The sequence below is a fragment of the Aeromonas rivipollensis genome, assembly GCF_010974825.1.
GTDB classification, from domain to species: Bacteria; Pseudomonadota; Gammaproteobacteria; order Enterobacterales; family Aeromonadaceae; genus Aeromonas; species Aeromonas rivipollensis.
On sequence record NZ_JAAILA010000039.1, the window covers coordinates 52,089 to 70,093 of the forward strand.

At 61.9% G+C, this 18,005-nt stretch carries 17 protein-coding genes and 1 pseudogene; 14 read left to right on the plus strand and 4 right to left on the minus strand.

All coding sequences use genetic code 11. From position 1 onward, the window contains the following. Nucleotides 1–4 precede the first annotated feature (4 nt). Nucleotides 5–748, minus strand: a complete 744-nt coding sequence (ppgK, locus tag G4923_RS19880) for a polyphosphate--glucose phosphotransferase (protein WP_163138089.1) — start codon at nucleotides 746–748, stop codon at nucleotides 5–7. A gap of 83 nt (nucleotides 749–831) precedes the next feature. Continuing rightward, nucleotides 832–1,986 carry a tRNA epoxyqueuosine(34) reductase QueG gene (gene queG, locus G4923_RS19885; RefSeq protein WP_163138090.1) on the minus strand — a complete coding sequence of 385 codons (1,155 nt, stop codon included), beginning with the start codon at nucleotides 1,984–1,986 and terminating at the stop codon, nucleotides 832–834. Nucleotides 1,987–2,118: 132 nt separating this feature from the next. Between queG and G4923_RS19890 the strand changes: the two genes are divergently transcribed. The 10 genes from G4923_RS19890 (at nucleotide 2,119) to G4923_RS19935 (ending at nucleotide 12,820) form a co-directional block, all read left to right on the plus strand. Beyond that, nucleotides 2,119–3,621 carry an NAD(P)H-hydrate dehydratase gene (locus G4923_RS19890; protein WP_163138091.1) on the plus strand — a complete coding sequence of 501 codons (1,503 nt, stop codon included), beginning with the start codon at nucleotides 2,119–2,121 and terminating at the stop codon, nucleotides 3,619–3,621. A gap of 17 nt (nucleotides 3,622–3,638) precedes the next feature. Beyond that, complete coding sequence (gene tsaE / locus G4923_RS19895; protein ID WP_041206351.1) at nucleotides 3,639–4,112, plus strand: tRNA (adenosine(37)-N6)-threonylcarbamoyltransferase complex ATPase subunit type 1 TsaE; 474 nt, start codon at nucleotides 3,639–3,641, stop codon at nucleotides 4,110–4,112. Continuing rightward, on the plus strand, nucleotides 4,103–5,635 hold the full coding sequence (locus G4923_RS19900; protein WP_163138092.1) for an N-acetylmuramoyl-L-alanine amidase: 1,533 nt from the start codon (nucleotides 4,103–4,105) through the stop codon (nucleotides 5,633–5,635). The genes tsaE and G4923_RS19900 overlap by 10 nt, the downstream gene beginning before the upstream one ends. 220 nt (nucleotides 5,636–5,855) lie before the next feature. Next, the gene (mutL, locus tag G4923_RS19905; RefSeq protein WP_163138093.1) at nucleotides 5,856–7,727 is read left to right on the plus strand and encodes a DNA mismatch repair endonuclease MutL; all 1,872 of its coding nucleotides are present in this window, start codon (nucleotides 5,856–5,858) and stop codon (nucleotides 7,725–7,727) included. 81 nt (nucleotides 7,728–7,808) lie between these two features. Next, nucleotides 7,809–8,741: a tRNA (adenosine(37)-N6)-dimethylallyltransferase MiaA gene (gene miaA, locus G4923_RS19910; protein WP_163138094.1), complete on the plus strand. Its 933-nt coding sequence runs from the start codon at nucleotides 7,809–7,811 to the stop codon at nucleotides 8,739–8,741. Between the two features lie 72 nt (nucleotides 8,742–8,813). Beyond that, nucleotides 8,814–9,077 (plus strand): RNA chaperone Hfq, encoded by a 264-nt coding sequence (hfq, locus tag G4923_RS19915; RefSeq protein ID WP_011704864.1) that lies wholly within the window; start codon nucleotides 8,814–8,816, stop codon nucleotides 9,075–9,077. A 63-nt stretch (nucleotides 9,078–9,140) separates the two neighbouring features. Next, nucleotides 9,141–10,427: a ribosome rescue GTPase HflX gene (gene hflX / locus G4923_RS19920; protein WP_106885926.1), complete on the plus strand. Its 1,287-nt coding sequence runs from the start codon at nucleotides 9,141–9,143 to the stop codon at nucleotides 10,425–10,427. A gap of 82 nt (nucleotides 10,428–10,509) precedes the next feature. After that, complete coding sequence (gene hflK, locus G4923_RS19925) at nucleotides 10,510–11,658, plus strand: FtsH protease activity modulator HflK (protein ID WP_025328125.1); 1,149 nt, start codon at nucleotides 10,510–10,512, stop codon at nucleotides 11,656–11,658. Between the two features lie 3 nt (nucleotides 11,659–11,661). Continuing rightward, nucleotides 11,662–12,546 carry a protease modulator HflC gene (hflC, locus tag G4923_RS19930; protein WP_106885927.1) on the plus strand — a complete coding sequence of 295 codons (885 nt, stop codon included), beginning with the start codon at nucleotides 11,662–11,664 and terminating at the stop codon, nucleotides 12,544–12,546. Between the two features lie 85 nt (nucleotides 12,547–12,631). Further along, nucleotides 12,632–12,820, plus strand: a complete 189-nt coding sequence (locus tag G4923_RS19935) for a DUF2065 domain-containing protein (protein WP_025328123.1) — start codon at nucleotides 12,632–12,634, stop codon at nucleotides 12,818–12,820. Nucleotides 12,821–12,906: 86 nt separating this feature from the next. Here G4923_RS19935 and ispB read toward each other — a convergent pair whose 3' ends face one another. Continuing rightward, nucleotides 12,907–13,878, minus strand: a complete 972-nt coding sequence (ispB, locus tag G4923_RS19940; RefSeq protein WP_111912299.1) for an octaprenyl diphosphate synthase — start codon at nucleotides 13,876–13,878, stop codon at nucleotides 12,907–12,909. 242 nt (nucleotides 13,879–14,120) lie between these two features. Between ispB and rplU the strand changes: the two genes are divergently transcribed. From rplU to G4923_RS19960, 4 genes are all read left to right on the plus strand, one after another. After that, the gene (gene rplU, locus G4923_RS19945; protein WP_005304210.1) at nucleotides 14,121–14,432 is read left to right on the plus strand and encodes a 50S ribosomal protein L21; all 312 of its coding nucleotides are present in this window, start codon (nucleotides 14,121–14,123) and stop codon (nucleotides 14,430–14,432) included. Between the two features lie 17 nt (nucleotides 14,433–14,449). After that, on the plus strand, nucleotides 14,450–14,707 hold the full coding sequence (gene rpmA, locus G4923_RS19950; RefSeq protein ID WP_111912301.1) for a 50S ribosomal protein L27: 258 nt from the start codon (nucleotides 14,450–14,452) through the stop codon (nucleotides 14,705–14,707). 188 nt (nucleotides 14,708–14,895) lie between these two features. After that, nucleotides 14,896–16,101 (plus strand): Obg family GTPase CgtA, encoded by a 1,206-nt coding sequence (gene cgtA / locus G4923_RS19955; protein WP_005327243.1) that lies wholly within the window; start codon nucleotides 14,896–14,898, stop codon nucleotides 16,099–16,101. A gap of 368 nt (nucleotides 16,102–16,469) precedes the next feature. After that, nucleotides 16,470–17,840 carry a YjiH family protein gene (locus G4923_RS19960; RefSeq protein WP_111912303.1) on the plus strand — a complete coding sequence of 457 codons (1,371 nt, stop codon included), beginning with the start codon at nucleotides 16,470–16,472 and terminating at the stop codon, nucleotides 17,838–17,840. Between the two features lie 52 nt (nucleotides 17,841–17,892). On the opposite strand, the pseudogene G4923_RS19965 reads toward G4923_RS19960, so the two are convergent. Beyond that, nucleotides 17,893–18,005, minus strand: a pseudogene (locus tag G4923_RS19965) (IS1595 family transposase); the annotation flags it as partial.

Consider the following 18,005-nt stretch of genomic DNA (forward strand, 5'->3'; position numbering starts at 1 on the left):
AGGCTCAGCCCTCTTGCCGGGCAGCGCCGTAGAGGGCGGCCCCTATGATGCCGGCCTGGTTGAGGTTGGCCGCCGCCACCAGGGGGGCCCGGGTCTCTATCCGGTCGATGAACTTGTCGAGCTTGGCGGCGCTGCCGCCTCCCAGGATGAAGAGATCGGGGGAGAAGAGGAACTCGAGGCGGGCCAGGTACTTGTTGAAGCGCTTGCCCCAGCGGTTCCAGGAGAGATCCTCGCGCTTGCGCACCGCATCGGAGCAGTAGTGCTCGGCGACCATGCCTTCCAAGATGAGATGACCCAGCTCGGTGTTCGGCAGCAGCTGGCCGTTGACGAACACCGCAGTGCCTATGCCGGTGCCGACGGTGATGAGGATGATGACCCCCTTGCGATCCCGGCCCGTGCCGAAGCGCATCTCGGCCAGCCCGGCAGCATCGGCGTCGTTGAGCACGTGGCAGGGCAGGCCGGTCACGTCGGCGAACAGGTGGGCGGCGTCTGTCTCGATCCAGCTCTTGTCGATGTTGGAGGCATTCTTGGCTATGCCGTTATGGATGGTGGCGGGGAAGCCGCACCCTATGGGCCCCTTCCACTGGAAATGCTCGACCAGTGCCTTGAGGGTGTGCGCCACTGCGGCCGGGGTGGCCGGTTGCGGCGTGGCAATGCGGTGGCGATCGCCAATCAGCTCGCCAGTCTCGGTGTCCACCAGGCAGCCCTTGATCCCGGAGCCGCCAATATCTACTCCCAACATCTGCATCCGAATCTTCCTTTTATTGTGCCTATGGTCAATGGTCGGCAGAGCATGAAAAAAGTGCTGTCATCCGGCAAGGGCCAGATCACTTATGCGTGATCCGGCAGGCCTTTTTCGATGCAGCGGATCAGCAAACGGGTCTTCTTGTTCTCTTTCTCCTGGCGCGCGGCCAGGGTCGCCAGCGCCCACTCGATGTGCTCGGCCACCATGGGCTCGGCGCCGGGAAGCGCCTGCTGCAAGGCCGCCATGGCATCGCTGCTGGCCGGACCGTTGCCCAGCGCCACCGCCAGGTTGCGGCGCCAGCGTTGATAGCCGATGCGGCGAATGGGGCTGCCTTCGGTGTGCTTCAAAAATGCCGCCTCCGACCACTGCCACAGATCGAGCAGGGGTGGGCGGTGCAGATTGGGGCGGGGGCTGAAGTCGGGCTCTGGGCTCGCATCCGCATAGCGGTTCCAGGGGCAGATGAGCTGGCAGTCGTCACAGCCATAGATGCGGTTGCCCATCAGCGGCCTGAACTCTTCCGGGATGGGGCCGTCGTTCTCTATGGTGAGATAGGAGATGCAGCGCCGCCCATCCACCACGTAGGGGGCTAAGATGGCGCCGGTGGGGCAGATGTTGATGCAGGCCACGCACTTGCCGCACTGCTCTTTTTCCACCGGGGCATCGACGGGCAGCGGCAGGCTGACCAGCAGCTCCCCGAGAAAGAAGAAGGAGCCGGCCGACTCATTGAGCAGCAGCGAGTGCTTGCCCACCCAGCCGAGGCCCGCCTTGGCCGCCAGGGGGCGCTCCAGTATGGGGGCCGAATCGACGAAGGGGCGCCACTCCCCCGGGGTTTCCTGCGTGGATGGCAACAGCGCCTGGCAGCGCTGCTCGATACGCTCCCCCAGCTGCTTGAGCCGGTTGCGCAGCACCTTGTGGTAGTCGCGCCCCAGGGCATAGCGGCTGATGTAGCCCAGGGTCGGATCGCGCAGAGTGGCGGCAAAGCCTGCCTCGAAGGGGAGATAGTTCATCCGCACCGACAGCACCCGCAGGGTGCCCGGCAGCAGCTCGTGGGGCCGGGCCCGCATCATGCCGTGGCGCGCCATGTAGTCCATGGTGCCGTGATGGCCCGCATCCAGCCAGGCCTGCAATCTGGGCTCCTCGAGGGCGAGATCCGTGTCCGTGATGCCGACCTGGTCAAATCCTAGCTCCCGTGCCCAGAGCTTGATATCGTGGGCCAGTTGCGCGAGTTCGGCGGCCGTCATTGTGTCTCACCTGCCTGCTGGCAGCGGCATGGCGCCCGCGGCACTGAGGGTGACGAGGGCCGTGCGCCGTCATGGCACGCCATATGCCAGGCCAGGAGTCGGGCCAGTGGATGATGAAGGTGGGGAGCCGTCATGGTACAGGTTATCGAGGACGCTATCGGCAAAAAACAAGGCATCAGTCTAGCACAGCCCCTGTGGCGGGCCGAACAGATCCGCAAGATGGAGCAGTGCTGGGCCGAGCGTGAGGGGCAAGCCCTCTACGCCCTGATGGAGCGGGCCGGCGCCGCCCTGTGCAGCTATGCCCGCCATCACTGGCCCCAGAGTCACCATTGGTGGATCTTCGTCGGCCCGGGCAACAACGGGGGGGATGGCTATGTACTGGCCCGCCTCGCCCGCCGACTCGGCCTCGAGCCCCTGGTGATAGCCGCCCGGGCGCCAGGCCTGCTCAGAGGTGACGCCAGGCGGGCCGCCGACGAGTGGCTGGCGGCGGGGGGAGAGGTGATGATGGCCGATGCGCTCGAGGGGGCGCAGTTCCCTCCGCCGGATCTGGTGATAGATGCACTGCTCGGCACCGGTGTCCAGCTCCCCCTCTCCTCGCCAATGACAAAGATCGTCGCAACAATCAATGGCTTGAATGCCCCGGTTCTGGCGGTGGATCTCCCCTCCGGGCTCAATGCCGACACCGGCCGCGCCATGGGGGCCCTGGTGCATGCCACCCGCACCCTCAGCTTCATCGGCATCAAGCAGGGCATGCTCACCGCCGACGGGGTGGACGGCGTCGGCCAGCTCGACTGGGATCCCCTCGGGGTGGTGCCCGAGGCCGGTCTGGTGCCCGCCGCCGAGCGCCTGGATTATCCCCGTATAAAGAACCTGCTGACTCCCCGTTCCCGCTCGGCCCACAAGGGCAAGCACGGCAAGGTGCTGCTGGTGGGGGGCAACCTGGGGATGCAGGGGGCCATACTGCTGGCGGGGCAGGCCTGCCTGCGGGCGGGGGCGGGTCTGGTGCGACTGTGCCAGCACCCGGACTCTCCCCCCGCCAGCCTGGTGCAGCCCGAGCTGATGGGATGCCCGGCCGGGAGTGACGAGGGGTGGGCTACGGTGCGGGTTCTGGGGCCCGGGCTCGGTCAGGATGAGTGGGGAAGGGCCCAGTTCGAACACCACCTCAGCGCCAGTCTGCCCCTGGTATTGGACGCCGATGGATTGAATTGGCTGGCGCAGGCACCCCGTCATCAGGATAATTGGGTGCTCACGCCCCACCCCGGGGAGGCGGCCCGCCTGCTGGGGTGCTCCGTCGCCGAGGTTGAGGCGGATCGTTTCGCCGCCGTTTCCCGGCTGCAGCAGCGATACGGCGGCGTGGTGCTGCTCAAGGGGGCGGGCTCGCTCATCTGCGATGGCCAGTGCATCAGCCTCTGCGATGAAGGCAACCCCGGCATGGCCAGTGGCGGCATGGGGGATCTGTTATCTGGTATAATCGCCGCCCTCCTGGCCCAGGGCTGGTCTGCCGGCATGGCCGCGCGACTGGGGGCCGTGATCCACGCAGAGGCCGCCGATCTGGCCGCCGCCGAGGGTGAGCGGGGCATGTTGGCATCGGATCTGCTGCCCTGGATCCGCCGTCTGGTCAATCCGACACCGTAACAAGTAACAAGAAGAACATGGCAAAAACCTTGATGATGACACTGCCGGACGAGGCAGCAACTGTGGCACTGGGTGGCCGTCTGGCGCAGGCGTGCCAGCAGGCCACTACCGTATTTCTGCACGGCGCCCTCGGGGCCGGCAAGACCACCCTGACCCGCGGCTGGGTGCAAGGGCTTGGCCATCAAGGCAAGGTCAAGAGTCCTACCTATACACTGGTGGAGCCCTATGAACTGGCCGACTGGCAGGTCTATCACTTCGATCTCTATCGACTGGCGGATCCGGAAGAGCTGGAATTCATGGGCATTCGGGACTATTTCGGCGCCGACACCCTCTGTCTGGTGGAGTGGCCGGAGAAAGGGGAGGGCTGGCTGCCATCCCCCGATCTCGAGATTACCCTGACGTATGTGAACGAGCAGCGCGAGGCCCTGATTGCGGCCCGCACTGCTATTGGCGAAGCCATTCTGGAACGGTTGTCATCTCAGTGCGCTTGATCCTTGTTATTGCCCTCTCCCTGATGGCCTTACCCTCCTGGGCGAATCAGCTCAAGAGTGTGCGGGTCTGGCCATCGCCGGATAACACCCGGGTGGTGCTCGACATGAGCAGCGCCCCCAATTTCAACTACTTCACCCTGAGCGGCCCGAGTCGCCTGGTGATCGATCTCAAGGGGGCGAGCAACGCCGCCAACCTGGCCCGCATCGAGAACAAGAGCGAGCTGGTGCGCAAGATCCGCGAGAGCACGCCCCTCGAGAAGGGCAGCATGCGTCTGGTGCTGGATCTCAGCTCCGCCATCAAGCCGGTGGTGTTCCCGCTGGCACCGGCCGGCCCCTATGGCCATCGCCTGGTGATCGATCTGCCCTATGAAGAGAAAGGGGGCGCCACGGCGCAGCCCGCTCCCGTCGGCGGCCAGGGCAAGGCCATCGTCATCGCCATCGATCCGGGTCATGGCGGGGAAGATCCCGGCTCCATAGGCCCGCGCCGCACCTACGAGAAACGGGTGACCCTGTCGGTGTCCCAGAAGCTGGCGGCGCTGATCGACCGCGAGCCGGGCATGCGTGCCGTGATGACCCGTCGTGGTGACTACTTCGTCGACCTCAACAAGCGCTCCGAAATCGCCCGCAAGGCCAAGGCGGATCTGCTGGTGTCCGTGCATGCGGACAGCTTCCACAACTCCACGCCGCGCGGCGCCTCGGTCTGGGTGTTGTCGACCAATCGCGCCAACCGCGAGATGGGCAGCTGGCTGGAGAAGCAGGAGAAGCAGGGGGAACTGCTGGGCGGGGTGGGCAAGGTATTGGCCGAATCCGACCCCAATCCCTATCTGGCGCAGACCTTCCTCGATCTCTCCATGGACAAGTCCAGGGCCGAGGGCTATGAGGTGAGTCGCCAGATACTGCGCTCCATGGGACGGGTTGCCCGGCTGCACAAGAAGGCACCGGAGCACGCCAGCCTGGCGGTGCTCAAGGCGCCGGACATTCCCTCCGTGCTGGTGGAAACCGGCTTCATCTCCAACCATGCGGAAGAGAAGCTGCTGGCTACTGCCAGCTACCAGGATCAGCTGGCCCGGGCCATCTTCGAGGGGATCCGCAGCTACTATCGCAGCCACCCGACCAAGGGCCCCATGATGACGGGCAAGGGGCAGCGAGTGGCCAGCGCCAGCCAGCCCGCGGCGAAAAAGGCGGCGGTCGCCCCCGCGCCCCGGCAGCAGGTGACCAACCGCATGCCGGCGACAGTGCCGAGCCGCAGCAGTGATGGCGGCGCCCCGGTCAGCAGCGTCGGCAGCGCCTCCGGTGCCGGGGTGATCAAACCCTACAAGGTGGCGGCCAAGGAGCCGAGCGTGCCGGTCGCAAGCGTGCAGAGCGACGACAAGTCCCAGATGATCCGCCACGTGGTCACCCGCGGTCAGAGCCTCTCCCGCCTCGCCGAGAAGCACGGCGTGAGCCAGGCGCGGCTGGTGGAGATCAACAAGCTCAAGTCACGGGATATCCAGATAGGGCAGGTGCTCTATATCCCGAAATAAATGGGCTGTTTTAGTGATTGCTCGGGTGGATAGCCCATCGAAAACACTGTTGTCATTGGGTTAACCTCCTCCCAGCCTCCCCCTTCGAAAGGGGGGAGTCTTGTGCTCCCTCTCCTTATGAAGAGGAGGGCTGGATGAGGTTGTTGTGTTCATCTTTTCCATGTTGGGCTTCGCTCAGCACCAACCTAGATCCCCCAAGGTTAAAAAGCAGGAGTCAGCCATGCCGATCCGTATATTGCCTCCTATCCTGGCCAACCAGATTGCTGCCGGCGAGGTAGTTGAGCGGCCCTCCTCGGTGGTGAAGGAGCTGGTGGAAAACAGCCTGGATGCGGGGGCCGACCGGGTCGAGATCGACATCGACAAGGGGGGCGCCAAGTTGATCCGCATCCGTGACAACGGCAGCGGCGTCGCCAGGGACGAGCTGGTGCTGGCGCTGTCGCGGCACGCGACCTCCAAGGTGGCGACCCTGGATGACCTGGAAGGGATCAACAGCCTCGGCTTTCGCGGCGAGGCGCTCGCCTCCATCAGCTCAGTCTCCCGTCTCACCTTCACCTCCCGCACCGCGGAGCAGTCCGAAGCCTGGCAGGCCGAGGCGCAGGGACGCGAGATGAACGTCACCGTCAAGCCGGCGGCCCATCCGGTGGGCACTACTGTGGAGGTGGTGGATCTCTTCTTCAATACCCCCGCGCGGCGCAAGTTCATGCGCAGCGAGAAGACAGAGTTTGCCCACATCGACGAGCTGGTGCGCCGCATCGCGCTCTCCCGCTTCGACATTACTCTGATCCTGCGCCATAACGGCAAGGTGGTGCGCCAGTACAAGGCCGCCAATACGGTGCCTGAGCAGGAGCGCCGCCTCGCCGCCGTCTGCGGCACCCCCTTCATGCACCACGCGCTGGCGGTGGAGAGCGAGCACAGCGACGTGCGCCTGTGGGGCTGGCTGGCGCTGCCCGCGGGGGCCAGACCGCAAAACGATCTGCAATACACCTATGTGAACGGCCGCATGATGCGCGACAAGCTCATCAACCACGCCATCCGCCAGGCCTATGACGAGCTGCTGCCCGCCGGCAGCTTCGCCGCCTATGTACTCTACATAGAGCTGGATCCCCGTCAGGTGGATGTGAACGTCCATCCCGCCAAGCACGAGGTGCGTTTCCATCAGGCGCGGCTCATCCACGACTTTATCTTCCAGGCGCTCTTTACCGCCCTGCGCCAGGAAGGGGCGGGAGCCAGCGAGCAGGACGAGCCGCTGGCCGAGAGCCTGGTCGAGCTGCCGGCCAGCCCGCAGATAGAGTATCCCGGCCAGGCGCCACGCCCCGAGTGGTATGGCGCCGAGCACAGCTATAGAGCCCCCGCCCAGACGCGGGATGGCGGCGCCGTGCGCGAAGGTGCAGGCCGCGCGGGTAACTACCAGCCCCCCGAGCCCCCCAGCCGGGAGGCGATGCGCGGCATGGGCGCCCTGCTCACCACATTGCCGGTGGTGGGGGAGGCGTCTCAGGCTGTTCCCGCCACCCCGGCCGGTCCGTCGCCCCAGGGGACTCGCGCCCTGACCCTGGTGGAGCAGGCCTATCTGCTGATCGAGCGGGAGGGACAACTGGCGCTGCTCTCCCTGGTGCGGGCCGAGCGGGTGCTGCTGCGCCACTGGCTGCTGGAGACCTGGGGCCAGGGGCTGGCGGCGCAACCCCTGCTGCTGCCGGTCTCCTTCAAGCTGCCAAAGAACCTGATTGCGCTGGCGGAGGAGCAGGAACGTTTGCTCAAACGCATGGGGCTGGAGTTGAAAAGCGGGGGGCGCGACACCATGATCCTGACTCGGGTGCCCGCCTTGCTGCGCCAGACCGATCTGGTGCGTCTCTTACCCGAATTGCTGCAATTGATCGAGAGCGGATCTGACAGTGATGCCGACCAGCAGGCTGAAGTACTATGCCAGTGGCTGGTGGAGCAGGGGATAAGCACCGAGAAAATATATGATTTTTCAACGGCCAGCCGGCTGCTGACGGAACTTGTGACCGATTTCAGTGACCAAATGGCAGACATTCGCATGGTGCGCCCTCTGTCGTTGGCGGCCGTGCTGGAGGGGTTTGCACGGGGCGATTGAGTCGCCGGGACTGACCTCTTCAACTAATTGAACACTATTTGCATGGGGCGCCTCCCGACGGGGCGACCGTGCCAGAGGAACATGAAAGTGGCTGACTTGCCGACTGCAATTTTTCTGATGGGGCCGACGGCCTCCGGCAAGACGGATCTCGCCATCGCTCTGTGTCAGGCCCTGCCCTGCGACATCATCAGCGTGGACTCCGCGCTCATCTATCGCGGCATGGACATTGGCACCGCCAAGCCGACTGCCGCCGAGCTGGCCCAGGCCCCTCATCGCCTGATCGACATCCTGGACCCGGCCATGAGTTATTCCGCGGCGGATTTCTGCCGCGATGCCCTGCGGGAGATGAAAGAGATCGCCGACCGCGGTCGCATCCCGCTGCTGGTGGGGGGCACCATGCTCTACTTCAAGGCGCTGCTGGAGGGATTGTCCCCGCTGCCCTCCGCCGATCCGACCATTCGCGCCGGGATTGAGGCAGAGGCCGCCCGCCTCGGCTGGCAAGCCCTGCACGATGAGCTGGTGCGCATCGATCCTGTGGCCGGCGCCCGCATCCACCCCAACGACCCTCAGCGGCTCAGCCGGGCGCTCGAGGTCTATCGCATCAGCGGCAAGACCCTCACCGAGCTGACCCAGGTGCAGGGGGAAGGCTTGCCCTACCGGGTGCACCAGTTTGCCATCGCCCCCTCCGATCGCGCCGTGCTGCATCAGCGCATCGAGTTGCGTTTCGACAAGATGCTGCAGGGGGAGTTCGAACAGGAGGTCAGGGCGCTCTATGAGCGGGGTGATCTTCACCCGGATCTGCCAGCTATTCGTTGCGTTGGCTACCGCCAAATGTGGGACTACCTGGCAGGGGAAGTGGGATATGATGAGATGCGTTATCGTGGCATCGTGGCCACCCGTCAGCTGGCCAAGCGCCAGATGACCTGGTTGCGTGGCTGGCCCGACCTGACCTGGTTGGAATCTGGTGAGTCTGGCAATGTGGCCAGGGTGGTCGCCCGAGCTGGTGCGGCTTGACACTCCCTGTATAATCAGGTTGTTATATTGATATCCGGTGTTTAAAAACAACAAACTATAAGGAAAAGAAAGATGGCTAAGGGGCAATCTCTCCAAGACCCGTTTTTGAATGCGCTGCGCCGTGAGCGGATTCCTGTTTCTATCTATTTGGTGAACGGCATCAAACTGCAGGGTCAGATCGAATCGTTTGACCAGTTTGTCATTTTGCTGAAGAACACCGTGAGCCAGATGGTCTACAAGCACGCCATTTCCACCGTGGTGCCGGCCCGTGCCGTCAACCATCACCAGCACGCCCCGGGCGCCGCCGGTGAAGAGCAGGGTGAAGCCGAGGCGTGATATCCCGCGGCGAGCCCACTCGCCAACTCAGAATCATCATGATACCTGTCAAGGAGCAAGCGCTTGTTTGACCGTTACGAAGCTGGTGAACAGGCCGTTCTGGTACATGTCAACTTCAGCGATGAGGGTGAGCGGGAGGATCTGGACGAGCTCAAGATGCTGGTGAGCTCGGCCGGGGTCAATGCGCTGGGGGTGATCACCACCAGTCGCAGCGCGCCCAGTGCCAAATATTTTGTCGGCAGCGGCAAGGCGGAAGAGATCGCGTCCCAGGTCCAGATGCTGGGTGCGGACGTGGTCATCTTCAACCATGCCCTGACTCCTGCCCAGGAACGCAACCTGGAGCGTCTGTTCCAGTGCCGTGTGGTGGACAGGACAGGCCTCATCCTCGATATCTTCGCCCAGCGCGCCCGTACCCACGAAGGCAAGTTGCAGGTCGAACTGGCCCAATTGCGCCATCTTTCTACTCGCCTGGTGCGAGGCTGGACCCACCTCGAGCGTCAGAAGGGCGGCATAGGTCTGCGCGGCCCGGGTGAAACCCAGCTTGAAACCGACCGACGCCTGCTGCGAGAGCGCATCAAGGCGATTTTGCGTCGGCTCGACAAGGTGGCGAAGCAGCGGGAGCAGGGCCGTCGCGCCCGTAACCGCAACGAGGTGCCGACAGTGTCGCTGGTGGGCTACACCAACGCCGGAAAGTCCACTTTGTTCAACCAACTTACAGATGCCAGCGTGTATGCTGCCGACCAATTGTTCGCAACTCTGGATCCCACCCTGCGTAAATTGGTGATCCAGGATGTGGGTGATGTGATCCTGGCGGATACAGTTGGATTTATTCGGCACTTGCCCCATGATCTGGTCGCGGCCTTCAAGGCGACGCTGCAGGAGACCCGCGAAGCGGACCTGCTGCTGCACGTCGTGGACTGTGCCGATGAGCAGATGCAGGAGAATGTCGATTCGGTGCAGACAGTCTTGGCCGAGATCGAGGCGGACGACCGCCCCCAGCTGATGATCTGCAACAAGATCGACAAGCTGGCGGATCGTCCGGCCGGTCTGGAGCGGGATGACGAAGGGCGCCCGCAGCGGGTCTGGCTGTCGGCCCAGACAGGTGAAGGCAGTGAATACCTGTTCCAGGCCCTGACCGAACTGCTGGCCGGATCCATGGTCCATCACACCCTGCAGTTGCCGCCCTCGGCCGCGAGATTGCGCAGTGCGCTCTATCGGCTGAAAGGCATCGAGCAGGAAGGTTTCAGCGAGGAGGGGGATTTTGTCCTGGAGGTACGCTTGCAGCTTGCCGACTGGAACCGCCTCATGAAACAAGAAGGTGAGAGTTTACAACGCTTTATCAGACATTGATCCGGCGATGAAGACAGACTTCGTCAAGGGTTGATGGCCCGGTAGAGATGATATCCATCCGCATGTATTAATGGAGACGCTGATGGCTTGGAATGAGCCTGGTAACAACGGCAAAGACCGTGACCCTTGGGGGAACAACGGCAAGAATCAGGGACCCCCTGATCTGGATGAGATGCTGCGCAAGGTGAGCCGTCGTTTCGGTGGCCTGTTCGGTGGTGGCAAATCGGGTGGTGATGTGGGCAAGTTTGGCCTCTCCATCGCCTTGGTGGTGGCCGTGGTGGTGTGGGTCGTCAGCGGCTTCTACACCATTCGCGAAGCCGAGCGGGGCGTGGTGCTGCGTTTTGGGGAGTACTCCCATAACGTGGATCCGGGTCTGCGCTGGAAGCCGACCTTCATCGATCGGGTGATCCCGGTGGATGTGGAATCGGTGCGCTCCCTGCCTGCCTCCGGCTTCATGCTGACCCAGGATGAGAACGTGGTCCGGGTCGAGATGGACGTGCAGTACCGCGTGGTCGATCCCGAGCAGTATCTGTTCAGCGTCACCAATGCCGACGAGAGTCTGAGCCAGGCCACCGACAGCGCCCTGCGCTACGTGGTGGGTCACACCAAGATGGATGATGTCCTGACCACGGGTCGGGAAAAAGTCCGTCAGGAGACCTGGCAGGTGATCGATGGCATCATAGAGCCCTACCAGATGGGTCTGCAGATCGTCGACGTCAACTTCCTGCCGGCGCGTCCGCCGGAAGAGGTGAAAGACGCCTTCGATGACGCCATCTCCGCCCAGGAAGATGAACAGCGCTTCATCCGTGAAGCGGAAGCCTATGCCCGTGAAGTCGAGCCCAAGGCCCGTGGTCAGGTCAAGCGTCTGGAACAGGAAGCCGAAGGCTACAAGTCCCAGATCGTGCTGAAGGCCAAGGGTGAAGTCGCGCGCTTCAACGAGCTGCTGCCCCAGTACCAGTCCGCCCCCGAGTTGACTCGTGAGCGTATCTACCTGGAAACCATGGAAGAGCTCTATCAGCAAGCCAACAAGGTGCTGGTCGACATGCCTGCTGGCAACAACAGCATGATCTACCTGCCGCTCGACAAGCTCTCCGGCAAGGCAAATGCCGTGCAACCGGCGCGTCCGGCGGGCACACCTGCGGTGGAGCCGGCCCAGCCGTCCAACGAAGGGGCCAATTCCACTCCGACCCCGCTGCGTGGCGGTGACCGTTTCAGCACAGGGAGAAACTAATAGATGAAGAAAATAGCTATTGGTGTCATCGCTGTGGCCGCCATGGTCTGCTTCTCTTCCGTCTTCATCGTCGATGAAGGTCAGAAGGGCATAGTGGTGCAGTTTGGCAAGGTGAAGCGGGTTGACTCCGGTGAGCCCCGCCTCTATGAGCCGGGCCTGCACTTCAAGGTGCCGCTCATCGACCAGGTTCGCAAGATGGATGCCCGCATCCAGACTCTGGAAGGCCAGGCGGATCGCTTCGTCACCTCAGAGAAGAAAGACCTCATCATCGACTCCTACGTGAAGTGGAAGATCGAGGACTTCTCCAAGTACTACCTGGCAACAGGTGGTGGCAACAAGATCCAGGCCGAAGACCTGCTCAAGCGCAAGATCAACAACGGTCTGCGTTCCGAGATCGGTAACCGCACCATCAAGGACATAGTCTCCGGTGAGCGCAGTACCGTGATGGAAGATGCCCTGATGAAGATGGCGCGCTCCTCCGAGCTCGGCATCAAGGTGGTGGATGTGCGCATCAAGCAGATCAACCTGCCGGTGGAAGTCTCCAGCTCCATCTATCAGCGGATGCGTGCCGAGCGGACTGCCGTAGCCCGTGAGCACCGCTCCCAGGGCCGCGAGCAGGCCGAGATCCTGCGTGCCGACATCGACCGCAAGGTTACCGTCATGATCGCCGACGCCGAGAGTAATGCGCGTCAGCTGCGTGGTGAAGGGGATGCCGAAGCCGCCAAGATCTATGCCGACAGCTACAAGAAGGACCCCGAGTTCTTCAGCTTCGTGCGTAGCATGGAGGCCTATCGCAAGAGCTTCGCCGGCGGCAACGACCTCATGGTCCTGAAGCCTGACAGCGAGTTCTTCCGCTACCTCAAGTCGCCTCACGGTGACAAGCAGTAAGCAGGCATAGCGCCATAACCCAAAGGGCCTGATGATTCAGGCCCTTTTGCTTGATGAGACAAGGGCCCAGAGGGCAGGAGGAGTCATGCTGACAGCCATCTTGATGGGAGTGGGGCTGTTGCTGCTGTTCGAGGGGCTGGGCCCCTTGCTGGCGCCGAGGGCCTGGCAACAGATGCTGAGACTGATGAGCGATCAGCCGCCGGAGCAGCTGCGTCGCATCGGCGGTTGTCTGGTGGTGGCGGGGGCCGTCATCCTCTGGGCGCTGGCCCATTGAGCAGTCAATACAGCGCCTGAGAGCAAAACGCAGACCATAAAAAAGAGGCCTATGGCCTCTTTTTTCTTGGATGCTGACACATTGACTCAGGCGCTGCGCTGTACCGCCATCTGGGCCAGGGTCTCCAGCGCCTGCCTGTGCTGGGAGTCCGGCAGGATGGCGAGGGCGGCAATGGCCTTGTCGGCCTCTTCCCGGGCCCGCTCGCGGGAGTACTCCAGGGCACCGGTGCTATCCAGGATGGCCAGGATGCGGTCGAGATGCTCCATGCCGTTGCGGTGCTCGATGGCGTCGCGGATGAGCTGACGCTCTTCCGGGGTGCCCACGGCCATGGCGCGCAGCAGTGGCAGGGTGGGCTTGCCTTCGGCCAGGTCGTCACCGACGTTCTTGCCCATCTCATCGCTCTGGGAGCAGTAATCCATGACGTCGTCGATGATCTGGAAGGCGGTGCCCAGGTACTTGCCGTAGTCGGTCATGGCCTGTTCGACGGGCTCGGGCTGATGGGTCAGCACGGCGGCGAGGCGGGTGGCGGCTTCAAACAGCTTGGCGGTCTTGCAGTAGATGACCGTCATGTAGCTCTCTTCCGTGGTGTCCGGATCGTTGCAGTTCATCAACTGCAGCACTTCCCCCTCGGCTATGGTGTTGGTGGCATCCGACAGGATTTCCATCACCCGCAAGTTGGAGAGCTCGCTCATCATCTGGAAAGAGCGGCTGTAGAGGTAGTCACCGACCAGGACGCTGGCGGCGTTGCCGAACAGCGCATTGGCGGTCTCCCGGCCGCGGCGCAGGTCGGATTCATCGACCACGTCGTCATGCAGCAGGGTAGAGGTATGAATGAATTCGATGATGGCGGCGAGCTTGAGATGGTCCTGACCTTGGTACCCCAGTGCGCGGGCGGCCATTACCGTCAGCATGGGGCGCATCCGTTTTCCGCCTGCACTGACAATGTAGAAACCCAGCTGGTTGATCAGGCTGACATCGGACTGGAGTCTGGCCAGGATCAGTTCATTGACCGCCGTCATGTCGGCGGCACAGAGCGCACGGATAGTCTGTTGGTCCATAAGTCTCGTAACGTGACGGCAGCAATTACTGCGTTTTTAGCAATGGCGGGGATTCTACACGATTTCACAATGGGTTACAGTTAAGCGTTTATTCACGGCGGCAGATATGCGCACAAAATAAACTTTTTGCTAAATTGGCCTTGCCTAGGCAAATCGTTCTGCGTAGAATGCCCGCCCATTGTTATAGGTTTTTGCGCGTGTCTGGCCTTGAGCAAAAGACACGCCTTTACGGAGTTAATCAAATGTACGCGGTATTCCAAAGCGGCGGAAAACAACACCGTGTGGCCGAAGGTCAAATCGTTCGTCTGGAAAAGCTGAACGTTGAGACTGGCGCTACCATCGACTTCAACGAAGTTCTGATGGTTGCTGCAGGCGACACTTTTAAAGTAGGTGCTCCTTTCGTTGAAGGTGGCAAGGTTGTAGCTGAAGTTGTGGCTCACGGCCGTGGCGAGAAAGTGACTATCGTCAAGTTCCGTCGTCGTAAGCACCATCGTAAGCAAGCGGGCCACCGTCAGTGGTTCACTGAAGTCAAAATCACTGGCATCAGCGCTTAATTAGAGGAGTCCGATAAATGGCACATAAAAAAGCTGGCGGTTCATCCCGCAACGGTCGCGATTCTGAAGCTAAACGCCTTGGCGTTAAGCGTTTCGGCGGCGAAACAGTTCTGGCAGGCAGCATCATCGTTCGTCAACGTGGTACCAAATTCCACGCTGGCACCAACGTTGGCCTGGGCACGGATCACACCCTGTACGCGAAAGCGACTGGCAAGATCCTGTTCGAAGTTAAAGGTCCGCTGAATCGTAAGTACGTCAGCATCATTGCTGAGTAATTACGGACCGCAAGGATCCGAAGCCCCGCCAACAGGCGGGGCTTTTGTTTTTCTGATGAGTTTGACGAAAAAACGGCACGCGGATGAGCCGGCGCAGACGGGCCTCATCGGCCAGTTGCGTCTCGCCCCAAGGGGCCTGTACCACTATAATTGCGTATCGGTTTTTCGAATTAAGGTGACGGTTACCTATGAAGTTTGTTGATGAAGTCCAGATTCGAGTCGATGCCGGTGACGGTGGTAACGGTTGTGTGAGCTTTCGCCGTGAAAAGTACATCCCGAACGGTGGTCCGGACGGCGGTGATGGTGGTGACGGCGGTGATGTCTATCTGATCGCCGACGAGAACCTGAACACCCTGATCGACTACCGTTTCGAACGTTTCCATGCCGCCGAGCGTGGCGAGAACGGCCAGAGCGCCAACTGTACCGGCCGTCGCGGCAAGGATCGCACCCTGCGCGTCCCGGTCGGTACCCGCGCCAGCGATGAAGATACCGGTGAACTGCTGGGGGATCTGACCACCCACGGCCAGAAGCTGCTGGTCGCCAAGGGCGGTTTCCACGGCCTTGGCAACACCCGTTTCAAGAGCTCGGTCAACCGCGCCCCCTATCAGAAGAGCAACGGTACCCCGGGGGAAGTTCGCACCCTGAAGCTGGAACTGCTGCTGCTGGCGGACGTCGGCATGCTGGGTCTGCCCAACGCGGGCAAGTCCACCTTCATTCGCGCCGTCTCTGCCGCCCGCCCGAAAGTGGCCGACTATCCCTTCACTACCCTGGTGCCGAACCTGGGCGTGGTGCGTGGGGAGAACTCCCGCTCCTTCGTCATCGCCGATATCCCCGGTCTGATCGAAGGTGCTGCCGAAGGCGCTGGCCTCGGTATCCGCTTCCTCAAGCACCTGGAGCGTTGCCGTGTGCTGATCCACCTGGTGGATATCTGCCCGGTTGACGGTTCCGATCCGGCTGAGAATGCCGTGACCATAGTCCGGGAGCTGGAGAAGTACAGCCCCGAGCTGGCAGGCAAACCGCGCTGGCTGGTGTTCAACAAGATGGATCTGATCCTGGAAGAAGAAGCCCAGGAAGTGATGGACAGAGTCAAGGCCGCGCTGGCCTACGAAGGCCCTGTCTACCAGATCACCGCCATCAGCAAGGAAGGCACCAAGAAGGTCTGCTACGACATTCTGGATCTGCTGGACACCATGCCCCGTCAGCTGGAAGCCGATGCCAAGGCCGCCATCGAGAAGGTGGAGTTCAAGTGGGATGACTACCACAAGAACCAGCTGGCCCAGGCCGAGGCGGAAGCCCTGGCAGCCTCCAAGGCCTTCGATGAGGCGCTGGACGAGGACGACGACTGGGATGACGAAGACGACGACGGCGTCGAAGTGATCTACGTACGCGATTGAGACTCTCTCTCGTGACAAGACCGGAGCCCCGACAGGCTCCGGTTTTTTTATGGGAGGATCGACGGGATCACCATATAGATATATTTCTCATGCCACTTATTGCCTGCCAACCGCAACTGATTATACTGCGCCCCTGAACGTAACCAATTTGAAACATTATGCTAACCTGTCAAACTGAATTGATATGCATGACTGTTTTGGTTTGTTCTTATGGATGGTTCGCCTGATAAAATATTTATGCTTGAAATAATCCATTAAAAGCTTGTTTGTGCAGTTTTTTGGGTTATTCTTGCGCCCGTTTGCCGGGCGAGGGCATGAATATGCAGGCTGCCTGGCTGAAGGAAAAGTCATATTTAAGGCTGTCTATCATGTTGGAAAAGACCCTGGAAGCACCGGCGATCCGTACTCGCCGCAACGTGCTGATGTTTTTGATCCCGTCGCTCATCGGGATCCTGCTGTTCATGACCCCCGTCATCTATGACGGCAATGTCACCATCCCCGTCGCCGTGCTGGCGAAGCTGGTACAGACGGTGTTCGCCGACTATCTGGTGGCCATGGTCAGCGCCATCATTACCACCACCATGCTGATGACGTTGATCGCCTGGTTGTTCAAGCCGGCGATCCTGGTGAGACGCCCCTTCCTCAACAGCCTGTTCAACGTCTCCCCCTTCTGGGCCTGCGTGCGGGTACTGGGGGGCCTCTTCGTGCTGCTGACCTTCTTCGAGGCTGGCCCCGAGGTGCTGCGTTCCGGGGCGACCGGTGGCCTGGTGCTGCACGATCTACTGCCGGTGCTGTTCTCCGTCTTCATCTTCGCCGGCTTGCTGCTGCCGCTGCTGCTGGACTTCGGTCTGCTGGAGTTTGTCGGCACCATGATGACCCGCATCATGCGCCCTGTGTTCCGCTTGCCCGGCCGCTCTGCCGTGGATTGCTTCGCCTCCTGGCTGGGGGATGGCAGCGTCGGCATCCTGCTCACCAGCAAGCAGTACGAGGGCAAGTTCTACACCCAACGTGAGGCCGCCGTCATCGGCACCACCTTCTCGGCTGTCTCCATCACCTTCTGTCTGGTGGTGATCTCCCAGGTGAAGCTGGAGCACATGTTCGTGCCCTTCTATCTGACCGTCTGCCTGGCCGGTGTGGTGGCCGCCATAGTGGTGCCGCGCCTGCCCCCGCTCTCCTGGAAGAAGGATGTCTACAGCGACGGCACCCCCCTGTGCCGCAAGCAGGAGGCCATTCCCCATCAGCACAGCGTGCTGAGCTATGGCTATCAGCGTGCCCTGGCCAAGGCCGACAGCATGACGGATCTCGGCGCCGTGGCGCGGGAAGGGGTGAAGAACGCCCTGGACATGGTGTTTGGCGTGTTGCCGGTGGTGATGGCGATCGGGACCTGCGCCCTGATGCTGGCCGAGCATACCCCCATCTTCAACTGGCTGGGTGCCCCCTTCGTGCCCTTGCTTGAGCTGCTGCAACTGCCGGAGGCCGAGGCGGCGTCCAAGACCATCATGGTGGGCTTCGCCGACATGTTCATCCCGGCTGTGCTGGCCTCGACCATAGAGAGCGACATCACCCGCTTCGTGATCGCCGCCATGTCGGTGACCCAGCTCATCTATATGTCGGAAGTGGGCGCCCTGCTGCTGGGCAGCAAGATCCCGGTCAAGCTGTGGGAGCTGTTCGTCATCTTCCTGCTGCGCACCCTGGTCACCCTGCCGGTCATCGCCGGCGTGGCGCACCTGCTGTTCTAAGGGGCTGCCTGGAGATGAAAAACGGTCAACCTGGGTTGACCGTTTTTTTAGGCTATGTCCCAATTTCGTGTTGCATGGGTCGCCCCAGCGCCTCATGCAAGCAACGTGGGATAGTCACTTCCCGGCCATAGCGCTCCAGCATCCTTCGCCAACCCAGATAATTCC

Coding starts and splice junctions, on each gene's coding strand:
- ppgK (WP_163138089.1), bottom strand. CDS start 748: ATGCAGATGTTGGGAGTAGATATTGGCGGCTCCGGGATCAAGGGCTGC.
- queG (WP_163138090.1), bottom strand. CDS start 1,986: ATGACGGCCGCCGAACTCGCGCAACTGGCCCACGATATCAAGCTCTGG.
- G4923_RS19890 (WP_163138091.1), top strand. CDS start 2,119: ATGGTACAGGTTATCGAGGACGCTATCGGCAAAAAACAAGGCATCAGT.
- tsaE (WP_041206351.1), top strand. CDS start 3,639: ATGGCAAAAACCTTGATGATGACACTGCCGGACGAGGCAGCAACTGTG.
- mutL (WP_163138093.1), top strand. CDS start 5,856: ATGCCGATCCGTATATTGCCTCCTATCCTGGCCAACCAGATTGCTGCC.
- miaA (WP_163138094.1), top strand. CDS start 7,809: ATGAAAGTGGCTGACTTGCCGACTGCAATTTTTCTGATGGGGCCGACG.
- hfq (WP_011704864.1), top strand. CDS start 8,814: ATGGCTAAGGGGCAATCTCTCCAAGACCCGTTTTTGAATGCGCTGCGC.
- hflK (WP_025328125.1), top strand. CDS start 10,510: ATGGCTTGGAATGAGCCTGGTAACAACGGCAAAGACCGTGACCCTTGG.
- hflC (WP_106885927.1), top strand. CDS start 11,662: ATGAAGAAAATAGCTATTGGTGTCATCGCTGTGGCCGCCATGGTCTGC.
- G4923_RS19935 (WP_025328123.1), top strand. CDS start 12,632: ATGCTGACAGCCATCTTGATGGGAGTGGGGCTGTTGCTGCTGTTCGAG.
- ispB (WP_111912299.1), bottom strand. CDS start 13,878: ATGGACCAACAGACTATCCGTGCGCTCTGTGCCGCCGACATGACGGCG.
- rplU (WP_005304210.1), top strand. CDS start 14,121: ATGTACGCGGTATTCCAAAGCGGCGGAAAACAACACCGTGTGGCCGAA.
- rpmA (WP_111912301.1), top strand. CDS start 14,450: ATGGCACATAAAAAAGCTGGCGGTTCATCCCGCAACGGTCGCGATTCT.
- cgtA (WP_005327243.1), top strand. CDS start 14,896: ATGAAGTTTGTTGATGAAGTCCAGATTCGAGTCGATGCCGGTGACGGT.
- G4923_RS19960 (WP_111912303.1), top strand. CDS start 16,470: ATGTTGGAAAAGACCCTGGAAGCACCGGCGATCCGTACTCGCCGCAAC.